Annotated in this window: 22 protein-coding genes and 1 other RNA gene; 13 read left to right on the top strand and 10 right to left on the bottom strand. The window is 65.6% G+C overall.

From position 1 onward, the window contains the following. Nucleotides 1-104: 104 nt before the first annotated feature. From ING15_RS03685 to bhcR, 4 genes are all read right to left on the bottom strand, one after another. Nucleotides 105-614 (bottom strand): ureidoglycolate lyase, encoded by a 510-nt coding sequence (locus tag ING15_RS03685; RefSeq protein ID WP_206453423.1) that lies wholly within the window; start codon nucleotides 612-614, stop codon nucleotides 105-107. Next, entirely contained in the window at nucleotides 611-1,477 is an 867-nt protein-coding gene (locus ING15_RS03680) for a bifunctional allantoicase/(S)-ureidoglycine aminohydrolase (RefSeq protein WP_206453422.1), read from the bottom strand. Before ING15_RS03680 ends, ING15_RS03685 begins: the two co-directional genes overlap by 4 nt. Then, entirely contained in the window at nucleotides 1,474-2,871 is a 1,398-nt protein-coding gene (gene puuE, locus ING15_RS03675; protein ID WP_206453569.1) for an allantoinase PuuE, read from the bottom strand. The genes ING15_RS03680 and puuE overlap by 4 nt, the downstream gene beginning before the upstream one ends. Nucleotides 2,872-3,018: 147 nt before the next feature. Continuing rightward, nucleotides 3,019-3,882 (bottom strand): HTH-type transcriptional regulator BhcR, encoded by an 864-nt coding sequence (gene bhcR, locus ING15_RS03670; protein ID WP_332873760.1) that lies wholly within the window; start codon nucleotides 3,880-3,882, stop codon nucleotides 3,019-3,021. A 197-nt stretch (nucleotides 3,883-4,079) separates the two neighbouring features. Between bhcR and bhcA the strand changes: the two genes are divergently transcribed. The 5 genes from bhcA to ING15_RS03645 are packed head-to-tail and all read left to right on the top strand — an operon-like array spanning nucleotide 4,080 to nucleotide 9,487. Then, nucleotides 4,080-5,270, top strand: coding sequence for an L-aspartate--glyoxylate aminotransferase BhcA (gene bhcA, locus ING15_RS03665; RefSeq protein ID WP_206453421.1), 1,191 nt, complete (start codon nucleotides 4,080-4,082; stop codon nucleotides 5,268-5,270). Between the two features lie 15 nt (nucleotides 5,271-5,285). Then, entirely contained in the window at nucleotides 5,286-6,260 is a 975-nt protein-coding gene (gene bhcB, locus ING15_RS03660) for a beta-hydroxyaspartate dehydratase BhcB (RefSeq protein WP_206453420.1), read from the top strand. 12 nt (nucleotides 6,261-6,272) lie between these two features. After that, on the top strand, nucleotides 6,273-7,436 hold the full coding sequence (gene bhcC / locus ING15_RS03655) for a 3-hydroxy-D-aspartate aldolase BhcC (RefSeq protein WP_206453419.1): 1,164 nt from the start codon (nucleotides 6,273-6,275) through the stop codon (nucleotides 7,434-7,436). Nucleotides 7,437-7,445: 9 nt separating this feature from the next. Continuing rightward, nucleotides 7,446-8,411, top strand: coding sequence for an iminosuccinate reductase BhcD (bhcD, locus tag ING15_RS03650; protein ID WP_206453418.1), 966 nt, complete (start codon nucleotides 7,446-7,448; stop codon nucleotides 8,409-8,411). Nucleotides 8,412-8,452: 41 nt separating this feature from the next. Beyond that, nucleotides 8,453-9,487: an NAD-dependent epimerase gene (locus ING15_RS03645; RefSeq protein WP_206453417.1), complete on the top strand. Its 1,035-nt coding sequence runs from the start codon at nucleotides 8,453-8,455 to the stop codon at nucleotides 9,485-9,487. 86 nt (nucleotides 9,488-9,573) lie between these two features. On the opposite strand, the gene ING15_RS03640 is transcribed toward ING15_RS03645, so the two are convergent. Next, a complete protein-coding gene (locus tag ING15_RS03640) occupies nucleotides 9,574-10,638 on the bottom strand; it encodes a serine/threonine protein kinase (RefSeq protein ID WP_206453416.1) in 1,065 nt (354 codons plus the stop codon). Between the two features lie 240 nt (nucleotides 10,639-10,878). On the opposite strand from ING15_RS03640, the gene ING15_RS03635 reads away from it, so the two are divergent. Next, nucleotides 10,879-12,690 (top strand): chloride channel protein, encoded by a 1,812-nt coding sequence (locus ING15_RS03635; RefSeq protein WP_206453415.1) that lies wholly within the window; start codon nucleotides 10,879-10,881, stop codon nucleotides 12,688-12,690. Nucleotides 12,691-13,163: 473 nt separating this feature from the next. Here the strand turns inward: ING15_RS03635 and ING15_RS03630 are convergent, their stop codons facing one another. Continuing rightward, nucleotides 13,164-13,658 carry a thioesterase family protein gene (locus tag ING15_RS03630; protein WP_232845543.1) on the bottom strand — a complete coding sequence of 165 codons (495 nt, stop codon included), beginning with the start codon at nucleotides 13,656-13,658 and terminating at the stop codon, nucleotides 13,164-13,166. A 110-nt stretch (nucleotides 13,659-13,768) separates the two neighbouring features. Here ING15_RS03630 and ING15_RS03625 point away from each other — a divergent pair, with 110 nt between their 5' ends. Beyond that, complete coding sequence (locus tag ING15_RS03625; protein WP_206453414.1) at nucleotides 13,769-15,178, top strand: FAD-binding oxidoreductase; 1,410 nt, start codon at nucleotides 13,769-13,771, stop codon at nucleotides 15,176-15,178. Between the two features lie 156 nt (nucleotides 15,179-15,334). Further along, nucleotides 15,335-19,237, top strand: coding sequence for an AsmA family protein (locus ING15_RS03620; RefSeq protein WP_332873761.1), 3,903 nt, complete (start codon nucleotides 15,335-15,337; stop codon nucleotides 19,235-19,237). Nucleotides 19,238-19,300: 63 nt separating this feature from the next. Here the strand turns inward: ING15_RS03620 and ING15_RS03615 are convergent, their stop codons facing one another. The 4 genes from ING15_RS03615 to ssrA form a co-directional block, all read right to left on the bottom strand. Continuing rightward, nucleotides 19,301-19,537, bottom strand: coding sequence for a ribbon-helix-helix domain-containing protein (locus ING15_RS03615; RefSeq protein WP_206453412.1), 237 nt, complete (start codon nucleotides 19,535-19,537; stop codon nucleotides 19,301-19,303). Then, nucleotides 19,534-19,782 (bottom strand): DUF4169 family protein, encoded by a 249-nt coding sequence (locus tag ING15_RS03610; RefSeq protein ID WP_206453411.1) that lies wholly within the window; start codon nucleotides 19,780-19,782, stop codon nucleotides 19,534-19,536. Before ING15_RS03610 ends, ING15_RS03615 begins: the two co-directional genes overlap by 4 nt. 8 nt (nucleotides 19,783-19,790) lie before the next feature. Then, nucleotides 19,791-20,387, bottom strand: a complete 597-nt coding sequence (locus tag ING15_RS03605; RefSeq protein WP_206453410.1) for an SspB family protein — start codon at nucleotides 20,385-20,387, stop codon at nucleotides 19,791-19,793. A 62-nt stretch (nucleotides 20,388-20,449) separates the two neighbouring features. Then, nucleotides 20,450-20,816, bottom strand: a transfer-messenger RNA (tmRNA) gene (ssrA, locus tag ING15_RS03600). Between the two features lie 232 nt (nucleotides 20,817-21,048). Between ssrA and ING15_RS03595 the strand changes: the two genes are divergently transcribed. The 5 genes from ING15_RS03595 to ING15_RS03575 all read left to right on the top strand — a co-directional run bounded on the left by ING15_RS03595 (nucleotide 21,049) and on the right by ING15_RS03575 (nucleotide 25,016). Next, nucleotides 21,049-21,843, top strand: a complete 795-nt coding sequence (locus tag ING15_RS03595; RefSeq protein WP_206453409.1) for a thymidylate synthase — start codon at nucleotides 21,049-21,051, stop codon at nucleotides 21,841-21,843. Further along, a complete protein-coding gene (locus ING15_RS03590; protein WP_206453408.1) occupies nucleotides 21,843-22,361 on the top strand; it encodes a dihydrofolate reductase in 519 nt (172 codons plus the stop codon). The genes ING15_RS03595 and ING15_RS03590 overlap by 1 nt, the downstream gene beginning before the upstream one ends. A 203-nt stretch (nucleotides 22,362-22,564) precedes the next feature. Next, on the top strand, nucleotides 22,565-23,737 hold the full coding sequence (hflK, locus tag ING15_RS03585) for an FtsH protease activity modulator HflK (protein ID WP_206453407.1): 1,173 nt from the start codon (nucleotides 22,565-22,567) through the stop codon (nucleotides 23,735-23,737). Then, nucleotides 23,737-24,834 (top strand): protease modulator HflC, encoded by a 1,098-nt coding sequence (gene hflC, locus ING15_RS03580; RefSeq protein WP_206453406.1) that lies wholly within the window; start codon nucleotides 23,737-23,739, stop codon nucleotides 24,832-24,834. The genes hflK and hflC overlap by 1 nt, the downstream gene beginning before the upstream one ends. Next, entirely contained in the window at nucleotides 24,831-25,016 is a 186-nt protein-coding gene (locus tag ING15_RS03575; protein ID WP_206453405.1) for a DUF2065 domain-containing protein, read from the top strand. Before hflC ends, ING15_RS03575 begins: the two co-directional genes overlap by 4 nt. Nucleotides 25,017-25,166: the final 150 nt, after the last annotated feature.

The raw sequence follows: 25,166 nt of genomic DNA, 5'->3' as shown, positions 1-25,166 counted from the left end.
GCGTTCACGCTTTTCGGGTTCTGAATCGCTCGCGAGATGACCATCGCATCGATGCTGCGCCAGCCACCGAAGTCGTCCGGACAGACGAAGAGGATGTGCTGCCGCTAACCGGCTTGCGATGGCCGATCTCTCCGCCCGATCGTATAGGCCTCGTCGAACCAGTGTTCCTCAAGATTGGAGCCGTCCCCGATCCGGTCGACGACGGCGAACAGGCCAGGCTCATGGAGCGGGGTCAGCACGCCGTGCCAGGTGCCGCGGTGAAAATTGACGCCCTGGCCGGACCGCGTGACGAACGCGCGCGGGCGACCCGGCCGGCCGCCTTCATCCGCCGCGACGATGACCAAAAACGGGTGCTCGGACATCGGCAGGAAGGCTTGGCTGCCCTCCGGGTGTCGCTCGACCATCTCCAGCCGGTAGGGCAGGGCGCGGGGCTCGGCCTTGAATAGGCTGATACCGGCGCGGCCGTCCGAGAAATCCAGCCGGGCGCGGTCGTGCCAGCGGCCGCAAAGCCCCTGGTTGATCAGCCTGTCCGGCTCGCCCGAGGCTTCCAGCACATCGCCGAAGGGCGCGAAGACGTCCGCCGCCAACGGCTCGATCGCGATCCGCCGGCTCATCGGCGCTGTCCGCCCAATCCATCAGGCAGGCCGAGCCGCGCGTGGCGGTTGACGTCCTTGTAGAGAAGATAGCGAAAAGGGCCCGGTCCACCAGCATAACAGGCCTGCGGGCAGAAGGCGCGCAGCCACATGAAATCGCCCGCCTGGACCTCGACCCAGTCCCGGTTCAGCCGATAGACGGCCTTGCCTTCCAGCACATAGAGCCCGTGCTCCATCACATGCGTCTCGGCAAACGGGATCAGCCCGCCGGGCTGGAAGGTGACGATGGTCACATGCATGTCGTGGCGCATGTCGGCGGGATCGACGAAGCGGGTCGTCGCCCATGCGCCGTCGGTGTCCGGCATTGGCGTGGGGGCAATCGCGTTCTCGTTTGTGACGAAGGCTTCGGGCGTGTCGATTCCGTCGACTACCTCGTAGGCCTTGCGGATCCAATGGAAGCGGACGGCGCAGTCGCGGTTATTATGCGCGGTCCAGTCGCTTGCCGGCGGCAGATAGGTGTAGCCGCCCGCCTCCAGCACATGCTTTTCGCCGCCGAGCGTCAGGGTCAGTTGCCCCTCGACGACGAAGATGACGGCCTCGGCCCCTTGGTCGGGTTCCGGCCGGTCGCTGCCACCACCCGGCGCGACCTCCATGATGTATTGAGAAAAGGTCTCGGCGAAACCCGACAGCGGCCGGGCGAGAATCCATGCCCGCGTCTCCTCCCAGAAAGGCAGCGCGCTGGTGACGATGTCGCGCATGGTGCCGCGGGGGATCACCGCATAGGCCTCGGTAAACATCGCGCGGTCGGTCATCAGTTCGGTCTGTTTCGGCAAGCCGCCCTGTGGCGCGTAATAGCTGCGTTCGGCCAACGGCCTCTCCTTCATTCGGGTAGCATGGTCGAAAGGCGAAGGCGGGCGATGCGCTCGACCTGCCGGCACGCCTCGGCGAGTTCCGTGTCGCGGTCATTGTCGAGGCGGCGCTGAAAGGCCCCGAGGATTCCCGCCTTGTCGTGGTCGCGCACGGCGATGATGAACGGGAAGCCGAACTTTTCGACATAGCTCTGGTTCATTTGCGTGAAGGTTTCGCGCTCGGCATCGGTCAGGGCATCGAGGCCGGCGGAGGCCTGCTCGGCGGTCGACTCGGCCGTCAGCCGCTTCGCTTCGGCCAGCTTGCCGGCGAGATCCGGGTGGGCCTTGAGGACGGCGAGACGTCGCCCCGGGTCCGCCGCGCGGAACACACGGGCGAGGGCGTTGTGCAGTCCGCTCGCCCTGTCATGCGCGGGCCCGAGTTCCAGCGCGTGCGCGCCCTCGGCGATCCAGGGCGAATGCTCGAACATCCCGCCGAAGGCCGCGACGAACGCCTCGCGATCCATTTCCGATGGCCGCGCGAAGGAAACGGGCGGGTGATGCTTCGCCCAATGCCGCGCAATGTCGATCCGGCGGGCGAACCAGACATCGGCATGGCCGGCTGCGTAGTCGAGGAAGCGCTTCAGCGCCATGACCCGGCCTGGCCGCCCGACCAGGCGGCAATGCAGCCCGATCGACAGCATCTTGGCGCTGCCGGCCTTGCCCTCGGCATAGAGCGCGTCGAAACTATCCTTCAGATAGGCAAAGAACTGATCGCCCGAATTGAAGCCCTGGGGCGTCGCGAAGCGCATGTCGTTGGCGTCGAGCGTGTAGGGCACGACGAGTTGGTCCCGCGAACCCACGCGCAGCCAGTAGGGTAAATCGTCGGCGTAGCTGTCGGCGACATAGTCGAAGCCGCCTTCCTCCGCAGCCAGCCGCACGGTATTTTCCGAGCAGCGGCCGGTGTACCAGCCGCGCGGCCGCTCGCCGGTCACTTCGGTGTGGAGACGGATCGCCGCGTCCATGTGGGCGCGCTCGTCCTCGGGGCTGAAATCCTTGTATTCGATCCATTTGAGACCGTGCGAGGCGATCTCCCAGCCAGCTTCCCGCATCGCGGCGACCTGCGCCGGGGAGCGCGCCAAGGCGGTCGCGACGCCGTAGACGGTCAGCGGAATATCCGTGCCCGTGAACAGGCGGTGCAGCCGCCAGAAACCGGCCCGCGCGCCATATTCGTAGATCGATTCCATGTTCCAGTGGCGCTGGCCCGGCCAGGCCGCGGCACCGACGATCTCGGACAGGAAGGCTTCGGAGGCCGCGTCGCCGTGCAGGACGTCGTTCTCGCCGCCCTCCTCGTAGTTGAGGACGATCTGGACGGCGATCTTGGCGCCATTCGGCCAGCGCGGGTCGGGCGGCGTCGGCCCGTAACCGGCCATATCGCGCGGATATCGTGTCAAAGGCGGCTCCTCGGCTTGGTCGCGATTTCCATCATTATGCCGAAACCGCGGGGCGTATCCTCAAATAATCCACGCAACAGCTTGCGGGTATGCCGGACGCCGCGGCCGCTCGTTCGTTGCCACGCTTCAATCGCTCTCTAAAGCCGGCGCCCGGCCGCCGATCTTGGCGGTGACCTCGTCCGCCGCGCGTTTCACCATGGGACCGATTTCGGCGATCTTGCCATCGGGAAACCTGACCGTGGGGCCGGACACGGAGATGCCGGCAATGGCCTCGCCAAAGCCGTTGAAGATCGGCGCCGCGATGCAGCGCATCCCGAGATAGCGTTCCTCGTCGTCAAAGGACCAGCCACGCATGTGCGTCGTTTCGAGATTGGCATAAAGCGCATTGGGAGAGGTGAGGGTCTTCGGGGTGAAGTCGGGCAGACCCCGTTTCCGCAGGATCGTCTCGACCTCGTCGCGGCCCATGTTGGCGAGCAGCGCCTTGCCGATGCCGGACGCGTGCAGGTGGCCGCGGGTGCCCGGCCGGAAGAAGGCCCGGATCGGATTGTGCGACTCCACCTGGCTGAGGAACACAACCTCGCCATTGTCGGCAATGGCGAGGTTGGCGGTCTCTCCGGTCTCGTCCATCAGGCGCCGCATGAACTCGCGCGCCGCCTCGAGTAAATTGGTCCCCACCAGGTACGCGTTGCCGACCCGGAAGGCCTCGATGCCGACCGACCACTCCTGGGCGGAGCCATCGAATTCGGCAAATCCATGTTTCTGCAAGGTCGCCAGGATCCGATGCGCGGAGGAGGGCGGCATGCCGAGCCGCAGCGCGATATCGGTCAGCGTCAGACCGCTGTCCTTCGCCAATGTCCGCAACACCGTCAGCCCCCGGTCCAGGGCCTGAACCGGAGCGGCCTGCTCGTCGATCGGCTGGGTTCGCGGCCGCCCGCGCGAGCGTCGTGGGAGGTCATCGGCCTTGCTCATGATCGCTTCCTTGCCGCCCACCTTCCGTAATCCACCCCCATCCTGCCATGAAAAAAATTTCCGGCAAAAATAATTCTGCTACGGATGAAAAAATGTAAAGTGCTGATAGATATATGAAAAAATCAATAAATTGGCATTAACGGAAATAATTTTCAGAAAAATTGCAAATTCGGCAGGCGTCGCTACCTTGTGGTAAGCCGATTATCAGGGAGAGAAATATGACCGGTCAAAACCCCGTTTTCATACCCGGTCCGACCAATATTCCGGATCGCCTGCGGTTCGCGCTGTCGGGTCAGACCGAGGATCACCGATCGCCGGATTTCGTCGGCATTCTCGCCCCTGTCCTGAGCGACCTGAAGAAAATCTTCAAGACCACGAGCGGCACGATCATCACCTTTCCCGCCAGCGGCACGGGCGGGTGGGAAGCGGCCGTCACCAACACGCTGTCGCCCGGTGACAAGGTTCTCGCGGCCCGGCACGGGATGTTCTCGCACCGCTGGATCGATCTGTGCCAGCGTCACGGGCTCGACGTCGAGATCATCGAATGCGAATGGGGCGAGGGCGCGCCGGCCGACCGGATCGGCGAGCGCCTCGCCGCGGACACGCGCAAGGACATCAAGGCGGTGCTCGTCACCCACAACGAGACCGCGACCGGCGTCGTCAGCGATGTCGGAGCGGTTCGCCGCGCGATGGATAGCGCGGCACATCCGGCCATGCTCTATGTCGACGCGGTTTCGTCGCTGGCCTCGATGGATTTTCGCATGGACGAATGGGGCGTCGATCTCGCCGTCTCGGGGTCGCAGAAGGGGTTCATGCTGCCGACCGGCATGGCGATCGTCGGTGTCAGCAGGAAGGCCATGGACGCCGTCGCGGGCGCCCAGTGCCCGCGCTGCTTCTTCGACTTCCGCGACATGGCCGGCGCCAACGCCAAGGGTGGATTTCCCTACACGCCGCCGGTGCAACTGATCCAGGGATTGCGCAAGAGCCTGGACATGCTGCTCGAGGAGGGGCTCGAGAACGTGTTCGCCCGTCATGCCCGCATTGCCGAGGGCGTGCGCCGGGCGGTCGACGCCTGGGGTCTGCGGGTCTGCGCCAAGGAGCCGAGGCTTTATTCCGATACGGTCACGGCGGTGCTGGTTCCCGCCGGCTTCAACAGCGACACGCTGACCAATCATGCCTACGATGCCTACGACGTCTCTTTCGGCGTCGGTCTCGGGCAGATGGCCGGCAAGGCGTTCCGGATTGGACATCTGGGCTCGCTGACCGAGGTCATGGCGCTGTCGGGGCTTGCCACGCTGGAAATGGCGATGAAGGATCTCGACTACCCGATCAAGCTCGGCTCGGGCGTCGCCGCGGCGCAGGAATATTATCGGTCGACGAAGAGCGCCGCGCTCTCCAAGGCGGCGTGAGGACAGGCGATGGACATGAAAACGGACGCTCAAGAGATCGACATTCCGACATTCGACGACGTCAAGAAGGCCCGGGAGCGGATCGCGCCCTATGTCCACCGTACGCCGGTGCTGACCTCGAGCTATTTCAATGAGCTGAGCGGCGCCGAGCTGTTCTTCAAATGCGAGAATTTTCAAAAGGCCGGGGCCTTCAAGGCGCGCGGCGCGTCGAACGCGGTGTTCGGCCTGTCGGAAGCCCAGGCGGAAAAAGGCGTTGCCACGCACTCGTCCGGCAATCATGCCCTGTCGCTCTCCTATGCGGCCGGCCGGCGCGGCATCAAGGCGATCGCCGTCATGCCGCGCACCGCGCCCGAGGCCAAGAAGGCCGCCGTGCGCGGTTATGGCGGCGAGGTGCGCGAATGCGAACCTTCGACGGCGGCGCGCGAGGCGATGCTGGAGGAGGTCGTGGCCAGCACCGGGGCGGACTTCGTGCACCCTTACAACGACGCCCGGGTGATCGCCGGGCAGGGCACCTGTTCGCTGGAACTCAACGAGGATGTCGGACCGCTCGACGCGGTGGTCGCGCCGATCGGCGGCGGCGGCATGATCTCCGGGACGTGCCTTGCGATGTCGCATGAATCGCCGTCGACCAAGATCTACGCGGCCGAGCCGAAGAATGCCGACGACGCCTATCGTTCCTTCCATGCCGGCGAGATCATCGAGGACGACGCGCCGCAGACCGTGGCCGACGGGCTGAAGGTGAGCCTGCGCCCGCGGACCTGGCATTTCGTCTCGAATTACGTCACCGACGTGCTATTGGCCACCGAGGAAGAGATCATCGAGGCCATGTATCTGACGTGGCAGCGCATGAAGATCGTCATCGAACCGAGTTGCGCCGTGCCGCTGGCGACGATCCTGAAGAACCGGGACGTGTTCGCCGGCAAGCGGGTCGGGGTTATCCTGACCGGCGGCAATGTCGATTTGAAGAAGCTGCCCTGGATGCAGAGCTGAGGGAGAGAAGCCATGAACGCACCGATCAAGATCGACGACTTCGAGGTCGGCTACAACATTCCGGCGGCGGTCGGAATGTCCGAGAACGAGATCCAGACGCCCTGCCTGATTCTTGATCTCGACGCGCTGGAGCGCAACGTCGAGAAGATGGGCAAATTCGCCAGGGACATGGGCGTGCGCCATCGCAGCCACGGCAAGATGCACAAGTCCGTCGACGTACAAAAGCTGCAGGAGAGCCTCGGCGGCTCCTGCGGCGTGTGCTGTCAGAAGGTGAGCGAGGCCGAGGCTTTCGCCCGCGGCGGCATCAAGGACGTGCTGGTGTCGAACCAGGTTCGCGACCCGGCCAAGATCGATCGCCTCGCGCGCATCCCGAAGCTCGGCGCGCGCACGATCTGCTGCGTCGATGACGTCGCCAATGTCGCTGACCTCTCGGCGGCGGCGCAAAAGCACGGCACGACGATCGAGTGCCTCGTCGAGATCGACTGCGGCGCCGGCCGCTGCGGCGTCACCAAAACCGAGGATGTGGTCAAGATCGCCAAGGCGATCGACGCGGCGCCCGGCCTGAAGTTCAGCGGCATTCAGGCCTATCAGGGCGCGATGCAGCACATGGACAAATACGAGGACCGCAAGGCCAAGATCGACATCGCAGTGGCGATGGTGAAGGACGCCGTCGACGCGCTGAAGGCCGAAGGACTCGAGTGCGACATCGTCGGCGGCGGCGGCACCGGCAGCTATTATTTCGAAGGCAATTCCGGCGTCTACAACGAGCTGCAGTGCGGCTCCTACGCCTTCATGGACGCCGATTACGGCCGCATCCTCGACAAGGACGGCAACCGGATCGACCACGGCGAATGGGAGAACGCGCTGTTCCTCCTGACCTCGGTGATGAGCCACGCCAAGCCGGACAAGGCGATCTGCGACGCCGGGCTGAAGGCGCAGTCGGTCGACAGCGGACTGCCGTTCATCTACGGGCGCGACGACGTCAAATACGTCAAATGCTCGGACGAGCATGGCGTCATCGAGGACCCGAACGGCGTGCTGAAGGTCAACGAGAAGCTGCGTCTCGTGCCGGGCCATTGCGACCCGACCTGCAACGTCCACGACTGGTATGTCGGCGTGCGCAACGGCAAGGTCGAGACCCTGTGGCCGGTCACCGCCCGCGGCCTGGCGTACTGAGGACGAGGCATGTTCATCGTTTCGGAGGACACCTGCAAGAAACTGGTCGGCCGCGCCGATGCCTTCAAGGCGGTCGAAGCGGTGTTCGCCGCGATGGCCAAGGGCGACGCATATAACTTCCCGGTCATCCGCGAGGCGATCGGCCATGCCGACGCGCTTTATGGCTTCAAGTCCGGCTTCGACCGCTCCAGCCTCGTGCTCGGCCTGAAATCCGGCGGCTATTGGCCGGGTAACGCCGCCAAGGGACTGACCAATCACCAGTCGACGGTCTTCCTGTTCGACGCCGATACCGGTCAGCTCAAGGCGCTGGTCGGCGGCAACTATCTGACGGCGGTTCGCACGGCGGCGGCGAGCGCGGTTTCAATCGCCCATCTCGCGCGCCGCGACGCCAAGGTGCTGGGCATGGTGGGAGCGGGGCACCAGGCCGCCTTCCAGCTGCGTGCCGCGGCCGAACAGCGGTCGTTCGAGAAGGTGGTCGCGTGGAACTTCCACCCAGAGATGCTGCCAGGGCTGGCCGGGGTCGCCGAAGAGGTCGGCCTGCCCTTCGAGGCGGTGGAGCGCGAACGGCTCGGCGCCGAGGCCGACGTCATCGTCAGCATCACCTCCGCCCATGAGCCGTTGATGATGCGGGACTGGATCAAGCCGGGCACGCATCTCGCCTGCATGGGCACCGACACCAAGGGCAAGCAGGAGGTCGATCCGGCGCTGGTGGCGGCGGCCACGCTTTTCACCGACGAGATCGCCCAATCGGTGACGATCGGCGAGTTCCAGCACGCTATTGCCGCCGGCCTCGTCAAGCAGGAGGCGATCACCCCGATCGGGGCCGTGATCAACGGCACCCATCCGGGACGGACGTCCGACGACGAGATCACTCTGTTCGATGGCACCGGCGTCGGTCTGCAGGATCTCGCGGTGGCCTCTGCAGCGGTCGAGCTCGCCCAGCAATCCGGCGAAGCCACCGAGATAGCGATTTGAGAGCTGATCTTCGCGGAACATGAGACGGGCGGACGTCTTTGATGAAGATTCTGGTCACCGGCAATGCCGGTTTCATCGGCTTTCATGTAGCCTCGCGCCTGCTTGAACGGGGCGACCACGTCGTCGGCTTCGATGTCGTCAACGACTACTACGACCCGGCGCTCAAGCAAGCGCGGCTGGGGGTTCTTGAGGAGGCGGCCGGACAATCTAAGGGCAACTACGTCTTCGTGCGGGCCGATCTCGCCGACCGCGAGGCGGTGAACGCCTGCTTCGCGGAGCACCGGCCGGAGCGGGTGATCCACCTCGCGGCGCAGGCGGGCGTACGCTACTCGCTGGACAATCCGCTCGCCTATGTCGAGAGCAACGTCGTGGCCTTCACCAACATCCTGGAGGCTTGCCGGTACAATCAGGTTCGGCATCTGACCTATGCCAGCACCTCCAGCGTCTACGGCGCCGATACGGCGATGCCGTTTTCCGAGCATCAGAGCGTCGATCATCCCCTGCAATTCTACGCCGCCACCAAACGCGCCAACGAATTGATGGCGCATTCCTACAGCCATCTGTTCCGGCTGCCGACGACCGGGCTTCGGTTCTTCACCGTCTACGGTCCATGGGGCCGGCCGGACATGGCGCTGTTCCTGTTCACCCGGAGCATCCTTGCGGGCAAACCGATCAAGCTGTTCAACGGCGGCAACCACACCCGCGACTTCACCTTCGTCGACGATATCGCGGAGGGCGTGATCCGGGCGAGCGACGACATCGCGCGGCCCAATGCGGACTGGAACAGCGATCAGCCGGACCCGGCGACCAGCAACGCGCCGTACCGCCTGTTCAACATCGGCAACAACGCGCCGGTGAAACTCGTGGATTATGTCGAGGCGCTGGAGGAGGCGCTCGGCCGCAAGGCGGAGCGGGAACTGCTGCCGCTGCAGCCGGGCGACGTGCCCGACACCTTCGCCGACGTCAGCGAACTGGAGCGGGCGGTCGGCTACCGGCCGGCGACGCCGGTGCGCGAAGGGGTCCATGCCTTCGTGGACTGGTACCGGCGCTACTACGACGCTGGCGCAAAGCGCTGACGGGATCAGGCGCGGCCCCGAGGATACGCTCCCGCCGCAGGGCGACGTGGCGCTCGGAGGAGCGTGCGGCGGACTGATCGTTCTCGCTACCCCTTCAGGCGGCGGTCGGTGAAATTGCGACGATTTTCCGCAATGGCGCGGGTCGCGGCGAGTGCGTCGGCGTCGCCGGCCAGCGCCTCGATGCGGTCGACCTGGTTGATGGCGACGAGCCGAAGCAGATCCTCGCGCACCCGGCCGCTCGCGTCGCGGGGCAGGCGCTCGACCGCCTGGACGACGTCCGGGCGCGGCGCGGCGGCGGCGAGCAGCCGCTTTTCCAAGGCGGGCGCGTTACTGCCGGGCGCGGTCTCGACAAAGGCGTAGATGCCGACGCCCTGGCGCTTGGGATAGGGAAAAGGCGACAGGGCATGGGCGAGAATTGTCGGGTCGGACGCCAGCCGCGCGCCGATTGCCTTGCCCTCGGTGTCCATGCGGTCATGGGTGCCTTCGCCGTCGGACCAGTTGAACAGGCCGCGGGTGACGGCGTTGTAGATCGGTTTGAAGGTCTGCATCCACAGCCGGGCCGGCAGGCTCTTGGTAGCCAGCAGTTTTTTCTCCGCCGGTGTAAGGGCTTCTCGGCAAAAGCTGCGTTTCTGCTTGAGGAGATGGCGCAAATCCTCGCGCGCCAGGAGCCGGAACAATTTGGTGCGGCGGGCGAAGATGGTGGCGAGCTGCATGTCGATCAGCGCCGCCTTGCCGTCCGGGGTGATCAGCCAGTTCTGCGGCTTAGCGAGGTCGTTGTGGGTGATGCCGGCGCGGTGGATCTGCCGCAGGAGCCGCTTGGCGTCGCGGAAATAGGCGACGTTACCGAGCGGCTTGGCGACATGCAGCGGCGTACCCTCGATCCACGAGCGATAGAGCGCGCCCTTGTCGACGCCGAGCAGTTTTGGCGTTCCCACCACCGCGTCGAGAGCCTTGAGAGCCCGGATTTCACGGCCGGCCAGATGCCAGGCGAGCGGCCGTGCCCAGCGCGCCGAGCGGTCGACGCCGCGGCGCGTGACGACGGTCTGCGGGGCGCCTTCCAGATGGCCGAAGGCGATCTCTCCGAAAATGTCGCGCTTGAGAACCGTGCCGGCGACGAACGGGGAGGGAAGACGGGGGTGAGATCGCTGCATGAGCCTCATCAAACCGGAACGCCGCGAACCGGCGACAGCCTCGCCGGATAACACGGTCGATAGAAGCGCATTATCGACCGCGGATGGTGGAAAGGAAAGCCAGCCGCCGCCATCCTTAACAGCCAATTCGCCGTGAGCGGCATTCTTCACCGTCCCGCCCTTCCCATCGCGGGGCGACAATGAAATACAAGGCAGACTTGCCACCCGCCCTTGCAACACCGTCAGCCGTCAGTCGAAGCCATGTCCGTCGAGAGTTCCTCCGTTTCTTCCGCTGCGCCCATCGCACTGGAGGCGGAGGCGCCGCCTGAGCGCGAGGTCGCGCTGCCGCTGATGCTGCTGCTGGCGCTGGTCGTGGGCATCGTCGCCGGCCTCGGTGCGATCGTCTTCAAATATCTGATCGCCTTCATCTATAATTTCGCCTTCTACGGCCGGATCAGCCTCGATTTCGATCCCAACGCCTATGGCGCGCCGAGTCCCTGGGGCGCGGGGATCATCCTGGTTCCGGTGGTTGGTGGGCTGATCGTCGTCTGGCTGGTGCGCAGCTTCGCGCCCGAGGCCAAGGGGCACGGCGTGCCCGAGGTGATGTACGCGATCTACCACAGTGGCGGCAACGTGCGCGGCGTCGTCGCCGTGGTGAAGTCGCTGGCCTCGGCGATTTCGATCGGCACCGGCGCCTCGGTCGGCCGCGAGGGGCCGATCATCCAGATCGGCTCGTCCTTCGGCTCGACCTTCGCGCGGGCGCTCAGGCTGGTCCGGCACCAGAAGATCACGCTGTTGTCGGCGGGCGCCGGTGCCGGCATCGCGGCGACCTTCAACACCCCGCTCGGCGGCGTCTTGTTCGCCTCCGAGGTGCTGCTGCCGGAGATTTCGGCGCGCACCTTCCTGCCGGTGGTCGTGGCGACGGCGACCTCGACCTACGTCTTCCGTCTCGCCATGGGCATCGAATCGGCCTTCCTGCTGCCGCTCGGCGCCTTCGGGCAAACCGAGGCAGTGAACGGCGCCGAACTGGTTCTGGCGGTGCTGCTCGGCGCGGTGGTGGGCGTCGCGGCCTGGATCTTCGTCAAGCTGCTGGCGGCCTCCGAGGATCTGTTCGAAGAGTCCAGGCTCAATCCCTACATCCAGAACATCATCGGCATGACCAGCGTCGGGCTGATGGGCTACGTCTTCCTGCTGACCAGCGGGCAATACCACATCTACAGCGTCGGCTACGCCACCATCCAGGACATTATCGACGGCGGCCACACCAGCGCGCTGCTCCTGCTTTTACTGTTTGCCGGCAAGCTCGTCGCCACCTGCCTCAGCCTCGGTTCGGGCGCCTCGGGCGGCATCTTCTCGCCCAGCCTGTTCATGGGCGCGACGCTGGGCGGCGCCGTCGGCGCGCTCGGCATGATGGTGGCGCCGAATGCCGGCCTCAGCGTCGAGACCTTCGCCGTGATCGGCATGGGCGCCATGGTCGGCGGCGCCACCAGCGCGGCGATGACCGCGATCGTGATGATCTTCGAGATGACCCGCGACTACGAGATCATCCTGCCGCTGGTGCTGGCCGTCGCCATCGCCATCGGCGTGCGCCGCGCGCTGATCCAGTCCGACATCTACACGATCAAGCTCAGACGCCGGGGCCGGCCGATCCCGACCGACCGGACCACCAACATGTTCCTGGTCCAGCCGGTCAGCGAGGTGATGGAAACCAGCTTCGAGATGCTGCCGGGGTCGATGACGGTGAGCGACGCGCTGAAGCAGATCGACGTCGAGACGACGCGGGTGATCCTGACCGACGGCAACCGCATCACCGGTTTCGTGCGCTTCGGCACGATCCCCTATCGCGCCGACCGCTTCGCCAGCCAGACGCTCGCCGACATCGGCTCGAGCGAATTCATCATCGCCTCGACGCAGAACAACCTCAACACCGTGGTCACCCGCATGAGCCGGCGCAACCGCTCCTACGCGATCGTCGTCAACGACGTGCGCGGCCTGCCGCGGCCGGAAGACATCGCCGGGATCATCAGCCGCGAGGAGATCGCCCGGGCGGTGGTGCAGAACCATTACGGGTGAGGGGGGAGGGGGGATGCGGTCGGCTGGAGGGCGCCCGTGTCGAAGGGTTGGTCAAACGCCGCGCGGGATGCCGGAGGCGGACCGCATGACTTTAAACCAGTCGGAGGGTTCGCCTCCGGCGTCCCGCCGCTCGTGAGAGCGGCATTGAGAATTGGCTGAATGAGAAGGAAGGAGGAGACGCCAGCGTTGGAGATTGAGCGACCGGCCGCAATAGCAGGCTGGACGATGACGCGCGCCCTCTCGCCCCTCGTGGGAGAGAAAGCCTTTTCGTGGAATTGTGCCGAGCACAGCGAGGTGCAAACCACAGAAAAGGCAAGTGAGGGTTGTCACCAAGCCCACCGCCGCCGGGAAGCCGGATACGCCGCCCACCCCTCTCTTGCGATTTCTATCGTTTAGCTCGTTCCTCGCTAAGCCGATGAAATCGCTTTCTCTCCCACAAGGGGCGAGAGGGCGCCGAGCCTCTGGCCCTTCATCTACCCCCGCCCCAACCGCACCGCCCGGCCCAGCCGGTCCGGCGTCGGCAGCTTCGCGTGTTCCGCCGCCACCGCCGCCACCCTTGCGAACACGTCGGCGGGGAAGGGCGCCACTTTCGGCCCGCCCGACGGGTGGTTCTGGTCGATCGAGAGACTCAGGCTTTCCAGCGTCGCGGCGCGCCAGCCGTCCTCGTGGAACAGCTCCTGGAAAATATGCAGCCGCTTTGCGTCGAGGCCGACGATCTGGGCGGTCGCATAGACGCGCGCGGCCGGCGGCACCTCGCGCAGATAGCAGACATGGGTCTCGGCGGAGTAGGTGGTGTAGCCGCGCGTGGCGCGATATTCCTCGCCGAGGCCGAGGGAATCGAACAGGGCGTCGATGCCCCGGTCGAACAGAACGTGATAATAGGCAAGGTTGAGGTGGCCGTTATAGTCGATCCAATCGGGCTCGAGGTCCATCAGGGGCGAACGGAACGGCTGCGGCTCTGGCGTCATCGGGGCTCTTCGTCGCGGGTGGGCGTTGCGGCAAGGGAAAGCCGGGCGGCGCGGGGAAGTCAAATCCGGTGGTCCATCGCGGCGGCCGACGGGAAGGGAGACGGAATTCCATGGCATTAGCGGACATCCTGGCGGAACGGCCGGCGAGGCGCGAGGGTATCGCCACCGCCGTGTCGGTGCTGAAGCAGCGATTCGGCGAGAGGCTCGTTACCGGCGAGGACGTGCGCCGCGCCCACGCCCATTCGACCACCTACATCCCGACCCAGATGCCCGACGCGGTGTTCTTCGCCGAGACCGAGGCCGAGGTGCAGACGCTCGTTGAGCTCTGCGGCGAGTATCGAACGCCGATCGTCGCCTTCGGCACCGGCTCGTCGCTGGAGGGCCATGTCAACGCGCCGGAGGGCGGCATCTCGCTCGATTTGTCGCGTATGGACGCCGTACTCGCCGTCAACGCCGAGGATCTCGACTGTACGGTCGAGCCGGGCGTCACCCGCGAGGCGCTGAACGCGCATTTGCGCGACACCGGGCTGTTCTTTCCGATCGATCCGGGCGCCAATGCCAGCCTTGGCGGCATGGCCGCGACGCGCGCTTCGGGTACCAACGCCGTGCGCTACGGCACGATGCGCGACAACGTCATCGGGCTGACGGCGGTGATGGCGGACGGCAAGATCATCCGCACCGCGCGGCGGGCCAAGAAGACCTCGGCCGGCTACGACCTGACCCGGCTTTTGGTCGGCTCGGAGGGCACGCTCGGCATCATCACCAAGCTCAATCTCAAGCTCTACGGCATTCCGGAATCGATTCTGGCCGGCGTCTGCCCGTTTCCGGACGTCAAAAGCGCCTGCGACGCGGTGATCCAGACCATCCAGGCCGGGATTCCGGTGGCCCGGATCGAGCTGCTGGACACCTTGTCCATGCAGGCGGCGATCGCCCATTCTCAGCTCGATCTCGAAGCGCGGCCGTCGCTGTTCCTGGAGTTCCACGGTTCGGCGAATTCGGTCGCCGAACAGGCCGAGTTGTTCGCCGCGATCGCCGAGGACCGCGGCGGCGGCCCGTTCCAGGGCGCCAAGCGGACCGAGGAGCGGGCGCTGTTGTGGAAGGCGCGGCACCAGTTCTACTGGGCGGCGCTGGCGCTTCGCCCCGGCGCCAAAGGCATCGCCACCGACGTCTGCGTGCCGGTGTCGCGGCTGGCCGAATGCATCGCGGAAACGCAAGCCGACATCGACGCCGCCGGCCTGATCGCGCCGATCGTCGGCCATGTCGGCGACGGCAATTTCCACGTGACGCTGCTGCTCGACATGGACAGCGCCGAGGAGATCGCCGCGGCCGAAGCCTTCATGGCGCGGCTCGCCGAGCGGGCGGTCGCCATGGACGGCACCTGTACCGGTGAACACGGCATCGGCCAGGGCAAGCGCGGCTATCTGCGCAAGGAACTCGGCGACGCCGTCGACGTGATGGCGACGATCAAGGCCGCGCTCGATCCGAACAATATCCTCAACCCCGGCAAAATCCTGCCCTGAGCGGGATGCGGTCAGGTCTCGACATCGGCGCCCGGTTCTGGCCTATCCTTTGACGGTCCGGCCGAATGGCACCCGCGGTCAGCGCGATGCAAGCGGCGCTCGACATCATCGGCGGCGTGGGCTCGCCGCAATCGGCACCATCAGAAGAGGAGCCCCATCCTGGTCAGAGCCTTCGTTCTTTTCGGCGGCCTCCTGGTGCTGGCGCTTGTCGGGGCGCTGGTGGCGCCGTATTTCATCGACTGGACGGCCTATCGCGACGATTTCCAGCGCGAGGCCTCGGCGATTCTCGGCCGCGACGTGGTCGTGCGGGGCGAGGCCTCGGCGCGGCTGCTGCCGTTTCCCTCGGTCACCTTTGGTGACGTCGAGGTGCTGGACGAATCGGGCGCGCCGCTGGCGACGATCGGCCGGTTCCGGATGGACGCGGAGCTCGCGCCGTATCTCTCCGGCGAGATCTTCATCTATTCGATGTCGCTGGACCAGCCCTCCATCCGCATTCCGATCAGGCCGGACGGTTCCATCGACTGGGTGGTGGAGAAGCCCAAGATTCCGACCGGCGCGACGGTGGTGCTCGACAATGTCGCGATCACCAACGGCACGGTCCGCATCGAAAACGGCCTGACCGGACGCAGCCACGAGCTGTCCGGCGTCGAGGCGGTGCTGTCGGCCGGATCGCTAGCCGGGCCGCTCGACGGAAGCGGTCGCTTCCAACTGGGCGGCGAGGCGGTGGCATTCACGCTTGCGGCCGGAACGCAGCAGGCGGATGGGTCGGTGCCGATTCGCCTGGTCACCGCCAACGAAACGCTCGCCACCCAGATATCGCTCGACGGTGCCGCGCGGTTCGAGGACGGTCGGCCGCAATTTGCCGGCGCTGCCGTTCTCAGGCGGCCATTGCCGGAGGCGGCGACGGCGGGGGCGGCAGTGATCGACGGCAACCCGTTCGCAGCGGCTGGCGAGGCATCATCCGATACCGCTGCCGAGGCTTTGTTAAAGCCAGATGTGCTGCCGGTCCGAGCGGTCGGAGCGGTGACCTTGACGCCCACGGCCGCCGAAATCCTCGACCTCAGGGTGCAGGCGGGCGACAGCAGGCAACCCTATCTCCTGACCGGCCAAGGCCGCCTCGATTTCAAGGCGGTTCCGCATTTCGCGCTGGATCTTGAGGGCGAACAGGTCGATGTCGACACGATCGCATCCGGCGGCGCCGAGACCGGCGAGGCGAGCCCAGACGCCGCCGCGATCGGATTGGCGGAGCGGCTTGAGGCGGTGCGCGCCGTCCTCGCCGACATTCCCCGGCCGACGATCCCCGGAACGGTGGCCATCTCGCTGCCGGTGGTCGTCGCTGGCGACACGACGATTCGCAATGTCGCGTTTTCGGCAAGCCCGACCGATTCCGGCTGGACGCTGGCCCGTTTCGCGGCGGAACTGCCGGGCCGGACCCGGCTGGAAGCGAGCGGCGTCGTCGATCTCGACGAGAGCTTTGGCTTTCGCGGCGATCTGCTTGTGGCTTCCCGCCAGCCATCCGGCTTCTCCGACTGGCTGACCGGCACGGTCGACCCGTCGGTGCGCGCCTTGGCCGGCGCCGGGTTGGCGGCGAAGACGGTGCTGACCGCCGAGCAGCAGGTCTTCACCGATCTGGAACTCGACATCGGCGGCGACCGGCTTACCGGTCGGCTGGAGCGTTCCAAGGTGGGCGAACGGACGACGCTCGCGGCGGAAATGGAAGGGGGGAAGGTCGATCTCGACGCGCTACTTGCCCTGACGCGACTGTTTACCGGCCCGTCCGATGCGCTGGCCAACGCCGACCAGTTCGATGTTGCCTTGACCGCCGGCCCGGTGACGTTCCGCAATGCCTCGGCGGAGCGCATCGACGGCGATGTCCGTTACGACGGCGACACGTTGGCGATCGACAAGCTCGACGTCGCAGGTCTCGCCGGCGCGAGCCTATCGGCCCGGGGGGAGCTGTCGCAACTTAGCGGCGATACGCGCGGGCGGCTCGCCGTGGCGCTCGATTCCGGCAAGCCGGAGCAGTTCTTCGAATTTCTTCAGTCGCGGTTTCCGGGGGTTCCCCTGCTACAGGTGATCGAAGGGCGGGCGGCGCGTCTGGCGCCGCTGGACCTCGCTGGCGCGGTGGAGACGGTCGAAGGCGAGGCGGGACAGCGGCCGAGCCTGTTCCTGCGGCTCGACGGGACCACCAATGGCAGCAAGATCGATCTGTCAGCCTCGGTCGAAAACGGCCTTCACGCACGAGCCGAAAGTGGTCGGTTCGGTCTCGATCTGCGTCTGGAGAACGATCGTCCGACCGTGTTGCTCGGCCAATTGGGGCTGACGGCCGTGGAAGCCGGCGCGCCGGCGCCGCTGGAAGCAGAGCTGTCATTGTCGGCTTCGGCGAGCGGCCCCATCGTCGCCTCGGCGACGTTGCGCGCGCCGGGCAGCGAAATCAGTCTGGATGGAACTCTCGATGTGACGCCCGACGGTGTTTCCGGCGGGGACGTCTCGCTTTACGTCAAGAGCGGCGATGCGCTGCCATGGCTGCACACGAGCGGCGTCGAACTTGGCGCGTTGCTCGACGCCGCCCCAGTCGATCTGACCGGGACGATCGTCTATGAAAAAGGTGACTGGATCGTCCGCGAACTGGGCGGTCAGATCGCCGGTTCGACGATCGAAGCGACCCTGCGAAAACAACGCGGGCAACCGTTCGAGGGCACGGTGCGTGTCGACACGCTGTCGATGCCGTGGCTTGCGGGCCTTGTCTATGGACGCGCGCTCGACAATGGCGACCCGATGCGATCTTGGCCGAGCGAGGCGTTCCGGCCGAGTTCGCTTGCCGGTGCGGATTTTTCGGTGGCACTCACCGCCGGCCAGCTCGACCTCGGTGGCCCGGTCATGATGAATTTCGCCGCGCAGATGTCGGCAGACGCGGGCAATCTGACCTTCGACAACGCGAGTGTAACGGCGGCGGGGGGGCGCCTCGACGGCCGGCTGACGCTGCGCAATGCCAATGGCATTGGGGGGTTGACGCTCGAATCCGAGGCGAGCGGCTTCGATCTCGCCAAATTCTGGCCCGATCTGGCGGTGGATGGGGGACCGGCGAGTCTTGATGGCAACATCCGGCTCGACAGCACCGGCCAGTCCTATGCGGCGCTGGTATCGGGTCTGACGGGTGCCGGTCAGGTGGCGATCGCCAATGCGCGTGTGCCGGGCGTACCGCAGCGGGTCTTCCGACCGCTGCTTGCGGCCGCCGATCAAGAGGGCTTCAAGCCCGACACTGAAACAGGGGCGACGCTGCGGCGTCTCTCGCGGGAAACCAGCTTCGCTGTTCCGGCCGCGACGAGCGCCTTCTCCGTGACGGCGGGACGCGCCCGCTTCGCGCCGGTCAGCATAAAGGACGGCGACGAGACATTGACCCTGGATGGGGCCGTGGATCTGGCCGATCTCACGATCGCCGCCGACCTCACGCTGGCCATCGACCCCGGCGACGACCGCGTAGAAGGGGCCGAGCCGACGGTGTTTTATTCCCTGACCGGCCCGCTGGCCGACCCGACGCTTTCGGTCGATGCGACCGCGCTCACCAACTACCTCTCGGTGCGCGCGCTGGAGCGTGAACAGGCGCGGGTTGAGGCGATGCAGGAGAGCCTCCAGGAGACCCTGCGGCTGCGGCGTGAAGCGCGATTCTACCGCTGGCGGGCGGCGGAGGCGACCCGGATCGCGGAAGAGCAGCGTGCCGCCGAGGAGGCCGAACGGTTGCGGGCGGAGCAAGCCGCGGCCGAAGCGGCGCGCCTGCGGGAAGAGGCGGCGGCCGTGCGTCGCACGGAAGAAGAAGCAGCGCGTCAGGCAGAGGAAACGCGTCGCAAAGAGACGCAGGAAGCGCGCCGCAAAGCGGAAGCGGAGGCGCAACGCCAAGCCGAGAAACAGCGGCGTCAGCAGCAAAGCCAGCCGCCGCCGGCTCCGAGCGCCAGCGCAGCGCCGAGACTGGACTTCGACAGGCCGCTTCCCAGCGACTCTTCCAACGGGAAAGGCAGTTTTCCCTCATTGCCGGGCGTCGAAAATCCGCTGGATTTTTAACTCGCCCCGCGTCCATCGGAACGTACAAAGCTTTCGAAACCGCCCACCAACACGCCGATGAGGTCAGCCGGTTTCCTCCGATGGACGATCGGCCCGCGCCAGCGCCTCGTCCAGAACGAACAGCCGGACGGCGGAGGAAAGGTTCGTATTCGGTGGGCGCGCTTCGTCGATTTCTGCCACCAGTGCGGCGATGGCCAGGCTCCGGGCCGAGGCGATCGCGCGCAGGCGGTTCCAGAATTTGTCCTCGATGCTGATGGAGGTCGCATGGCCGCGGATCGCCAGCGAGCGTTTGACGATCACGACCGCTGACCGGTCTCGTCCGGGGTCCTACCGGCAGGCGCAGACGGTTCGACTTCCACCGGCGCCGCGCGATCGAGCTTCAACTCATTCAGCAGACGGCTTTCACGCTCCCGCTCGACACGGGCCTCGTGTCGCAAGGCTTTCGGCGTTCCATGGCGGATTCGATTGGTCTCGGCTTCACGCTCCGCAGCGCCGCGCCGCTGCCGTTTGCGGGCAAGGCGGAGACTGACGACATCGGCGGGCATCGGCTGGCTCAGGTCTTCTTGCGGAATGCGTCGAGAGAGACGACGTCGGCTTCTTTCTTTTCCGCCGCTTCGTCCCCGGCCTCGCCGCTCTCCACCGCCGTCGCCGGCTTTTCCTTGGGTGCCGACTTCTTGCCCTTTGGCTTCGATGGAGACTTGGCCGAAGCCATCGAGGCCGGCGATCCGACCAGAACCGGGCCCTGCGATTCGCCTTCCTCCGAGACATCCAGCTGCTCGTTGGCGGCGTCGATGCCGCGGACGTCGAATTCGAGCTCGAAGTTCACCGCCGGGTCATAGAAGCCACGGATCGCGGCAAAGGGAATCAGCAGGCGCTCAGGGATATCGGAAAAGGACAGGCCGACTTCGAAGGCCGTGTCGGTAACCTGCAAGTCCCAATATTGATGCTGGATGACGATGGTCATCAGCTCCGGATATTTTTCGCGCAACCGCGAGGAGATGCGTACCCCCGGCGCCGAGGTCAGGAAAGTGATGAAGAAATGATGCTCGCCCGGCAGGCCGGTCTTGACGACCTCGCCGATCACCTTGCGGATCACACCGCGCAGCGCCTCCTGCGCGAGAACATCGTAACGGATAAGATCCTGGCCCATTGCGGTGTCCCGAATTCTCGAAGCTGTGGAGGGGCGGGCGCTTGATACGCACCCCATAAAAAAGTGGAGGCTTCTGTTGCCAGGTGCCTCCGAACCCCGCCTAGAAGTGCGAACCCCCAGGGCTTGAATTGAAGCGATCACACTGCTTACGCAGCGAGACGTGCTTCCGCATAGTTGTCGTTTGCAACTATAAAACAGCCCGATAACGGTGGTACCATGCCGAGCAAAAGTCCGATCTTTACGCCCTCGTCGATCCTATTTCGCCCCCGCCTTGACCCACCGCGCATGCAAGCGATGTGTGGGTCCAGGTGGAGGCGCCGGGTACCGCCCCCGGGTCCGAAAGGTTTATTACATCGGCCGTTTATCGCCATAGCCGGCCCGAAAGCCGGCACGCGCAATATAAGGGGATCGTCACGGCATGAAAAGGGCAAGACGCTTCCGAAACTTGCGGGAATCGGTCAAAGTCGGTCGACCGTACGGCGAGGGATGAGCGGCACGGAGGATTTCGGGTCGGACAACACCTTCCAAAGCGTTGGGCCAGGCGCTTTCGCCGGGTGTCGCTTCGCCGTGATCGAAACATGATAATACGTGCTTCCCGCCAGGGCGGCGCAAGAGCAAACCGCTGAAAGCCGGCCTTGCCCGCGCCGGAGGAAATGTCGCCATGCGCCAGTATCTGGATCTTCTCGCCCATGTCCTCGAACACGGAGCCGACCGCTCCGACCGGACTGGAACGGGCACCCGGTCGATCTTCGGTCACCAGATGCGCTTCGACCTTGCCGTCGGCTTCCCGATGCTGACGACGAAGCGGCTGCACTGGAAGTCGATCGCCCACGAACTGCTGTGGTTTCTGCAGGGCGATACCAACATCGCCTATCTCAAGGAGCACGGGGTCAATATATGGGACGAGTGGGCGGACGAGAACGGCGACCTCGGCCCTGTCTACGGCGCGCAATGGCGTTCCTGGCCGGACTATGAGGGTGGCCATATCGATCAGATCGCCAGGGTCGTTGACCAGATTCGCCGCAATCCCGATTCACGGCGGCTGATCGTGAGCGCCTGGAACCCGGCGCTAGTCGACGAGATGGCGCTGCCACCCTGCCATTGCCTGTTCCAGTTCTACGTCGCCGACGGGCGGCTGTCCTGCCAGCTCTATCAGCGGTCGGCCGACATCTTCCTTGGCGTGCCGTTCAACATCGCGTCCTATGCGCTGTTGACCGCCATGGTCGCCCAGGCGACCGGGCTCCGCCCTGGCGAATTCGTGCATACGCTGGGTGACGCGCATCTGTATGCCAACCATTTCGAGCAGGCGCGGCTGCAACTCACCCGAGTGCCCCGTCCGTTGCCGAATCTGTGGCTCGATCCCGACGTGACCGACCTGTTCGCCTTCCGCTTCGAGCATATGGGCCTCGAAGGCTACGAGGCCGACGGACACATCAAGGCAAAGGTGGCCGTGTAATGCCGAAACCCGACCTCGTCGCCATCGTGGCGATGGCCCGCAACGGCGTTATCGGCAAGGACGGCGCGATGCCGTGGCGGATGCCGAGCGATCTCCGGCGCTACCGGCGTCTGACCATGGACAAGCCGATGATCATGGGCCGCAAGACGCTGGACGCGATCGGCCGCGTACTCGACGGCCGCGACACCATCGTGCTCACCCATTCCGCCGATCTACCTTACGAGGGGGCGCTGCTGGCACATTCGCCGGAGACGGCGCTGGACCTGGCTTTGCAGTGTGCGCAAAGGCGCGGCGCCGACGAAATCGCCATCGTGGGCGGCGCCGAGATCTATGGGCAATTCCTTGACCTGACCGACCGGCTCATGGTCACGGAGATCGACGCCGAGGTGAAAGGGGATGCGATTTTCCCGCCGATCGACCCGTCCATCTGGCACAAGTTCCACGAAGAGGCCTGTCCGCGCGGCGAGACGGACAGCGCCGCGAGCCGCTTCGTCATCTACCAGCGGCGCCGGAGCTGACCCCCCCGAATTCGATCGTCCCTCCGGCGATCCGGGAGGCAATCGGACGGTCTTTTGTGTTCACCATCATGACGTCTCCTGGAATGAAATGGCCGCACCCGCGTTGAAAGCGGATTTCGCAGTTCCTATAAGGGCTACAGCATTTGACGTGCGGATCGCGGGAGGCGAACGCCGCATCTTTTCTCAAGACCGGAAGGACATCGATGCCCTGGAGCAATCAGACCGGCGGCGGCGGCTGGAAAGGCGGCGGCAACGGCGGCAATGGAGGCCCGTGGGGCCAACGTCCGCAAGGCCCACGGCCAACCGGCGGCGCCGGTGGCTCCCCCGATCTGGAGGACATCCTGCGGCGAGGCCAGGACCGGCTGCGGCGGGCGATACCCGGCGGCGGCGGTGGCGGGAGTTCCGGCGTGCCAGGCTTCGCGGCCTGGGGCATCCTGATCGTTGCGGGCCTGTTGGTGCTGTGGCTCTTCAAGGCCGTCTACACCGTCCAACCGGACGAGGTCGGCGTCGAGATGCTGTTCGGCAAACCCAAGCAGGAATTGTCCCAACCGGGTCTGCATTTCCTGTTGTGGCCGCTTGAGACGGTGGACACGGTCCCTGTCGTCGAAAGCCAGATGACGCTCGGCAGCGGCCAGCGCGGCGAGAATTCCGGCCTGATGCTGTCGGGCGACCAGAACATCGTCGATGTGCAGTTCGCCGTCCTCTATCAGGTCGACAACCCCGCGAACTACCTCTTCGACGTTCAGGACCCGGTTGCGATGCTGCAGCAGGTCGCTGAAAGTGCCATGCGTGAAGTGGTCGGACGTCGTCCGGTCCAGGACGTTTTCCGCGACGATCGCGCGGGAATCGCCGAGGAGGTGCGCCAAATCACTCAGGAGACGATGAACGAATATGGTGCGGGCCTCCGCATCAACGGGATTTCCATCGAGGATGCCGCGCCGCCGAGCCAGGTCGCCGATGCGTTCGACGAGGTGCAGCGGGCCGAGCAGGACGAAGACCGTTTCGTCGAGGAGGCCAACCGCTACCGGAACCAGAAGCTCGGCCAGGCCCGTGGCGAGGCGGCGCAGGTCCGCGAGGATGCGGCCGGCTACAAGAACCGGGTCGTTCAGGAGTCCGAAGGTGAGGCGCAGCGCTTTTCCTCGATCCTGAAGGAATTTGAGGCGGCTCCGGCCGTGACGCGCAAACGTCTGTTCCTCGAGACCATGGAAGGGGTCTTGCGCGATTCCAACAAGGTGATCGTCGAACAGGGCGCCAGCGGGACTCAGGGAGTCGTGCCTTATCTGCCGCTGAACGAACTGCAGCGTCCGAACCGAACGGACAATGGAGCGAATACCGGCCAGTCGGCGGCACCGGCCCCGCAGCAGGGAGCGAACTGATGAGCAACCGCTTTTACGTCATCATCGCCGCCACCGCTGTCGTCCTGTTTCTGCTGTGGAATTCAATCTTCATCGTCAATGAGAAAGAGCAGGCGGTCGTCCTGCGCTTTGGCGAAATCCAGCGCGTCGTCGATGAGCCGGGCCTGAACTTCAAGCTGCCTTTCTCCTTCGCCGGTGCCGACACGGTCAGGAAGCTTCCAGATCGGTTACTGCGCTTCGATCTCGACAACATCCGGGTGCAAGTGTCCGGCGGCAAGTTCTATGAGGTGGACGCGTTCCTCGTCTACCACATCTCCGACGCCGCGCGGTTCGCGCTGACGGTCTCCGGATCGATCGAACAGGCCGAACAGCGCCTTCGCACCCGTCTCGATGCGGCGCTTCGCCGGGTTTACGGTCTGCGTGGCTTCGAGGCGGCCCTGTCGGAAGAACGCGCCGACATGATGCGCCAGGTGCGGGACCAGATCCGGCCGGACGCGACCTCGCTGGGGCTTGAACTGACCGACGTGCGGATCCGGCGCACCGACCTGACGCAGGAGGTCTCGCAACAGACCTACGAGCGCATGCAGGCCGAGCGCCTCGCCGAGGCCGAACGCCTCAGGGCGCGCGGTCAGGTCGCCGCTCGGCGGATTCGTGCCGCCGCCGACCGCGAGGTGGTCGAGACCGTCGCCTCGGCGCAGCGTGACGCCGAGATCCTGCAAGGTGAGGGCGACGCCGAGCGCAACCGCATCTTCGCGGTTGCCTACGGCCGAAACCCTGAGTTTTTCGACTTCTACAGGTCGATGCAGGCCTACCGGGAAGCGATGTCGAATTCCGGTACGACATTGGTGTTGTCGCCGGATTCCGAATTCTTCCGCTATTTCAGGGCCGATGGTGGCTCGGAAGAGGGAATCGGTGCGTCCGGCGCCAATTTGTTGGGCGCCCAGCCAGCCGCGGAAGCGCCGGCGCAGCCCGAAGCGGCCGCTCCTTCGCCGACGGACTCGGCCACAAGTGGGGATGCGGCATCGGCCGCTCCCGAGGAGCCGACACTGGACGAGACGCCCACCGCCCAACCAGCCGCGGCGGATGAGGCCAGTCAACCGGCTGCCGCAACCCAGTGACGGACTTTGTCGTCGCCCTCGGTCTCCTTCTGGTGATCGAGGGCGTCGTCTATTGCCTGTTTCCCGACGCGATTCGGCGGATCGGCCGGATGGCCGAGGCGATGCCCGATGCCTCGATGCGGGCCGGCGGCCTCGTCGCAATGATCATCGGCGTTGGTCTGGTCTGGCTCGTGCGCCACTGAAGCTTCGGATGGCACTGGCACACGCGGCCGTCTTGAACGCAGTTGGGCGATCCCTGACTCAGCCACCACGCCGCCGAGCCGGCAGGGCTGTGCTCAGACACAATGAATGCGCAGACATGAAAGTACCCCCGTCAGGTCGGTGGCGGGGCG

The organism is Aurantimonas marina (genome assembly GCF_017183135.1).
Taxonomy (GTDB): Bacteria; Pseudomonadota; Alphaproteobacteria; order Rhizobiales; family Rhizobiaceae; genus Aurantimonas; species Aurantimonas marina.
Note: the sequence above shows the minus strand (reverse complement) of the source record. Positions and strands in the feature narration are given on the sequence as shown.

What these genes read in the sequence shown, in the direction of transcription:
- ING15_RS03640 (WP_206453416.1), bottom strand. Translation starts at nt 10,638, where the DNA reads ATGCAGCGATCTCACCCCCGTCTTCCCTCCCCGTTCGTCGCCGGCACG.
- ING15_RS03685 (WP_206453423.1), bottom strand. Translation starts at nt 614, where the DNA reads ATGAGCCGGCGGATCGCGATCGAGCCGTTGGCGGCGGACGTCTTCGCG.
- bhcD (WP_206453418.1), top strand. Translation starts at nt 7,446, where the DNA reads ATGTTCATCGTTTCGGAGGACACCTGCAAGAAACTGGTCGGCCGCGCC.
- puuE (WP_206453569.1), bottom strand. Translation starts at nt 2,871, where the DNA reads ATGGCCGGTTACGGGCCGACGCCGCCCGACCCGCGCTGGCCGAATGGC.
- ING15_RS03680 (WP_206453422.1), bottom strand. Translation starts at nt 1,477, where the DNA reads ATGAAGGAGAGGCCGTTGGCCGAACGCAGCTATTACGCGCCACAGGGC.
- ING15_RS03610 (WP_206453411.1), bottom strand. Translation starts at nt 19,782, where the DNA reads ATGCCCGCCGATGTCGTCAGTCTCCGCCTTGCCCGCAAACGGCAGCGG.
- ING15_RS03595 (WP_206453409.1), top strand. Translation starts at nt 21,049, where the DNA reads ATGCGCCAGTATCTGGATCTTCTCGCCCATGTCCTCGAACACGGAGCC.
- ING15_RS03645 (WP_206453417.1), top strand. Translation starts at nt 8,453, where the DNA reads ATGAAGATTCTGGTCACCGGCAATGCCGGTTTCATCGGCTTTCATGTA.
- ING15_RS03590 (WP_206453408.1), top strand. Translation starts at nt 21,843, where the DNA reads ATGCCGAAACCCGACCTCGTCGCCATCGTGGCGATGGCCCGCAACGGC.
- hflC (WP_206453406.1), top strand. Translation starts at nt 23,737, where the DNA reads ATGAGCAACCGCTTTTACGTCATCATCGCCGCCACCGCTGTCGTCCTG.
- ING15_RS03605 (WP_206453410.1), bottom strand. Translation starts at nt 20,387, where the DNA reads ATGGGCCAGGATCTTATCCGTTACGATGTTCTCGCGCAGGAGGCGCTG.
- bhcC (WP_206453419.1), top strand. Translation starts at nt 6,273, where the DNA reads ATGAACGCACCGATCAAGATCGACGACTTCGAGGTCGGCTACAACATT.
- ING15_RS03625 (WP_206453414.1), top strand. Translation starts at nt 13,769, where the DNA reads ATGGCATTAGCGGACATCCTGGCGGAACGGCCGGCGAGGCGCGAGGGT.
- ING15_RS03635 (WP_206453415.1), top strand. Translation starts at nt 10,879, where the DNA reads ATGTCCGTCGAGAGTTCCTCCGTTTCTTCCGCTGCGCCCATCGCACTG.
- ING15_RS03630 (WP_232845543.1), bottom strand. Translation starts at nt 13,658, where the DNA reads ATGACGCCAGAGCCGCAGCCGTTCCGTTCGCCCCTGATGGACCTCGAG.
- bhcB (WP_206453420.1), top strand. Translation starts at nt 5,286, where the DNA reads ATGAAAACGGACGCTCAAGAGATCGACATTCCGACATTCGACGACGTC.
- hflK (WP_206453407.1), top strand. Translation starts at nt 22,565, where the DNA reads ATGCCCTGGAGCAATCAGACCGGCGGCGGCGGCTGGAAAGGCGGCGGC.
- bhcA (WP_206453421.1), top strand. Translation starts at nt 4,080, where the DNA reads ATGACCGGTCAAAACCCCGTTTTCATACCCGGTCCGACCAATATTCCG.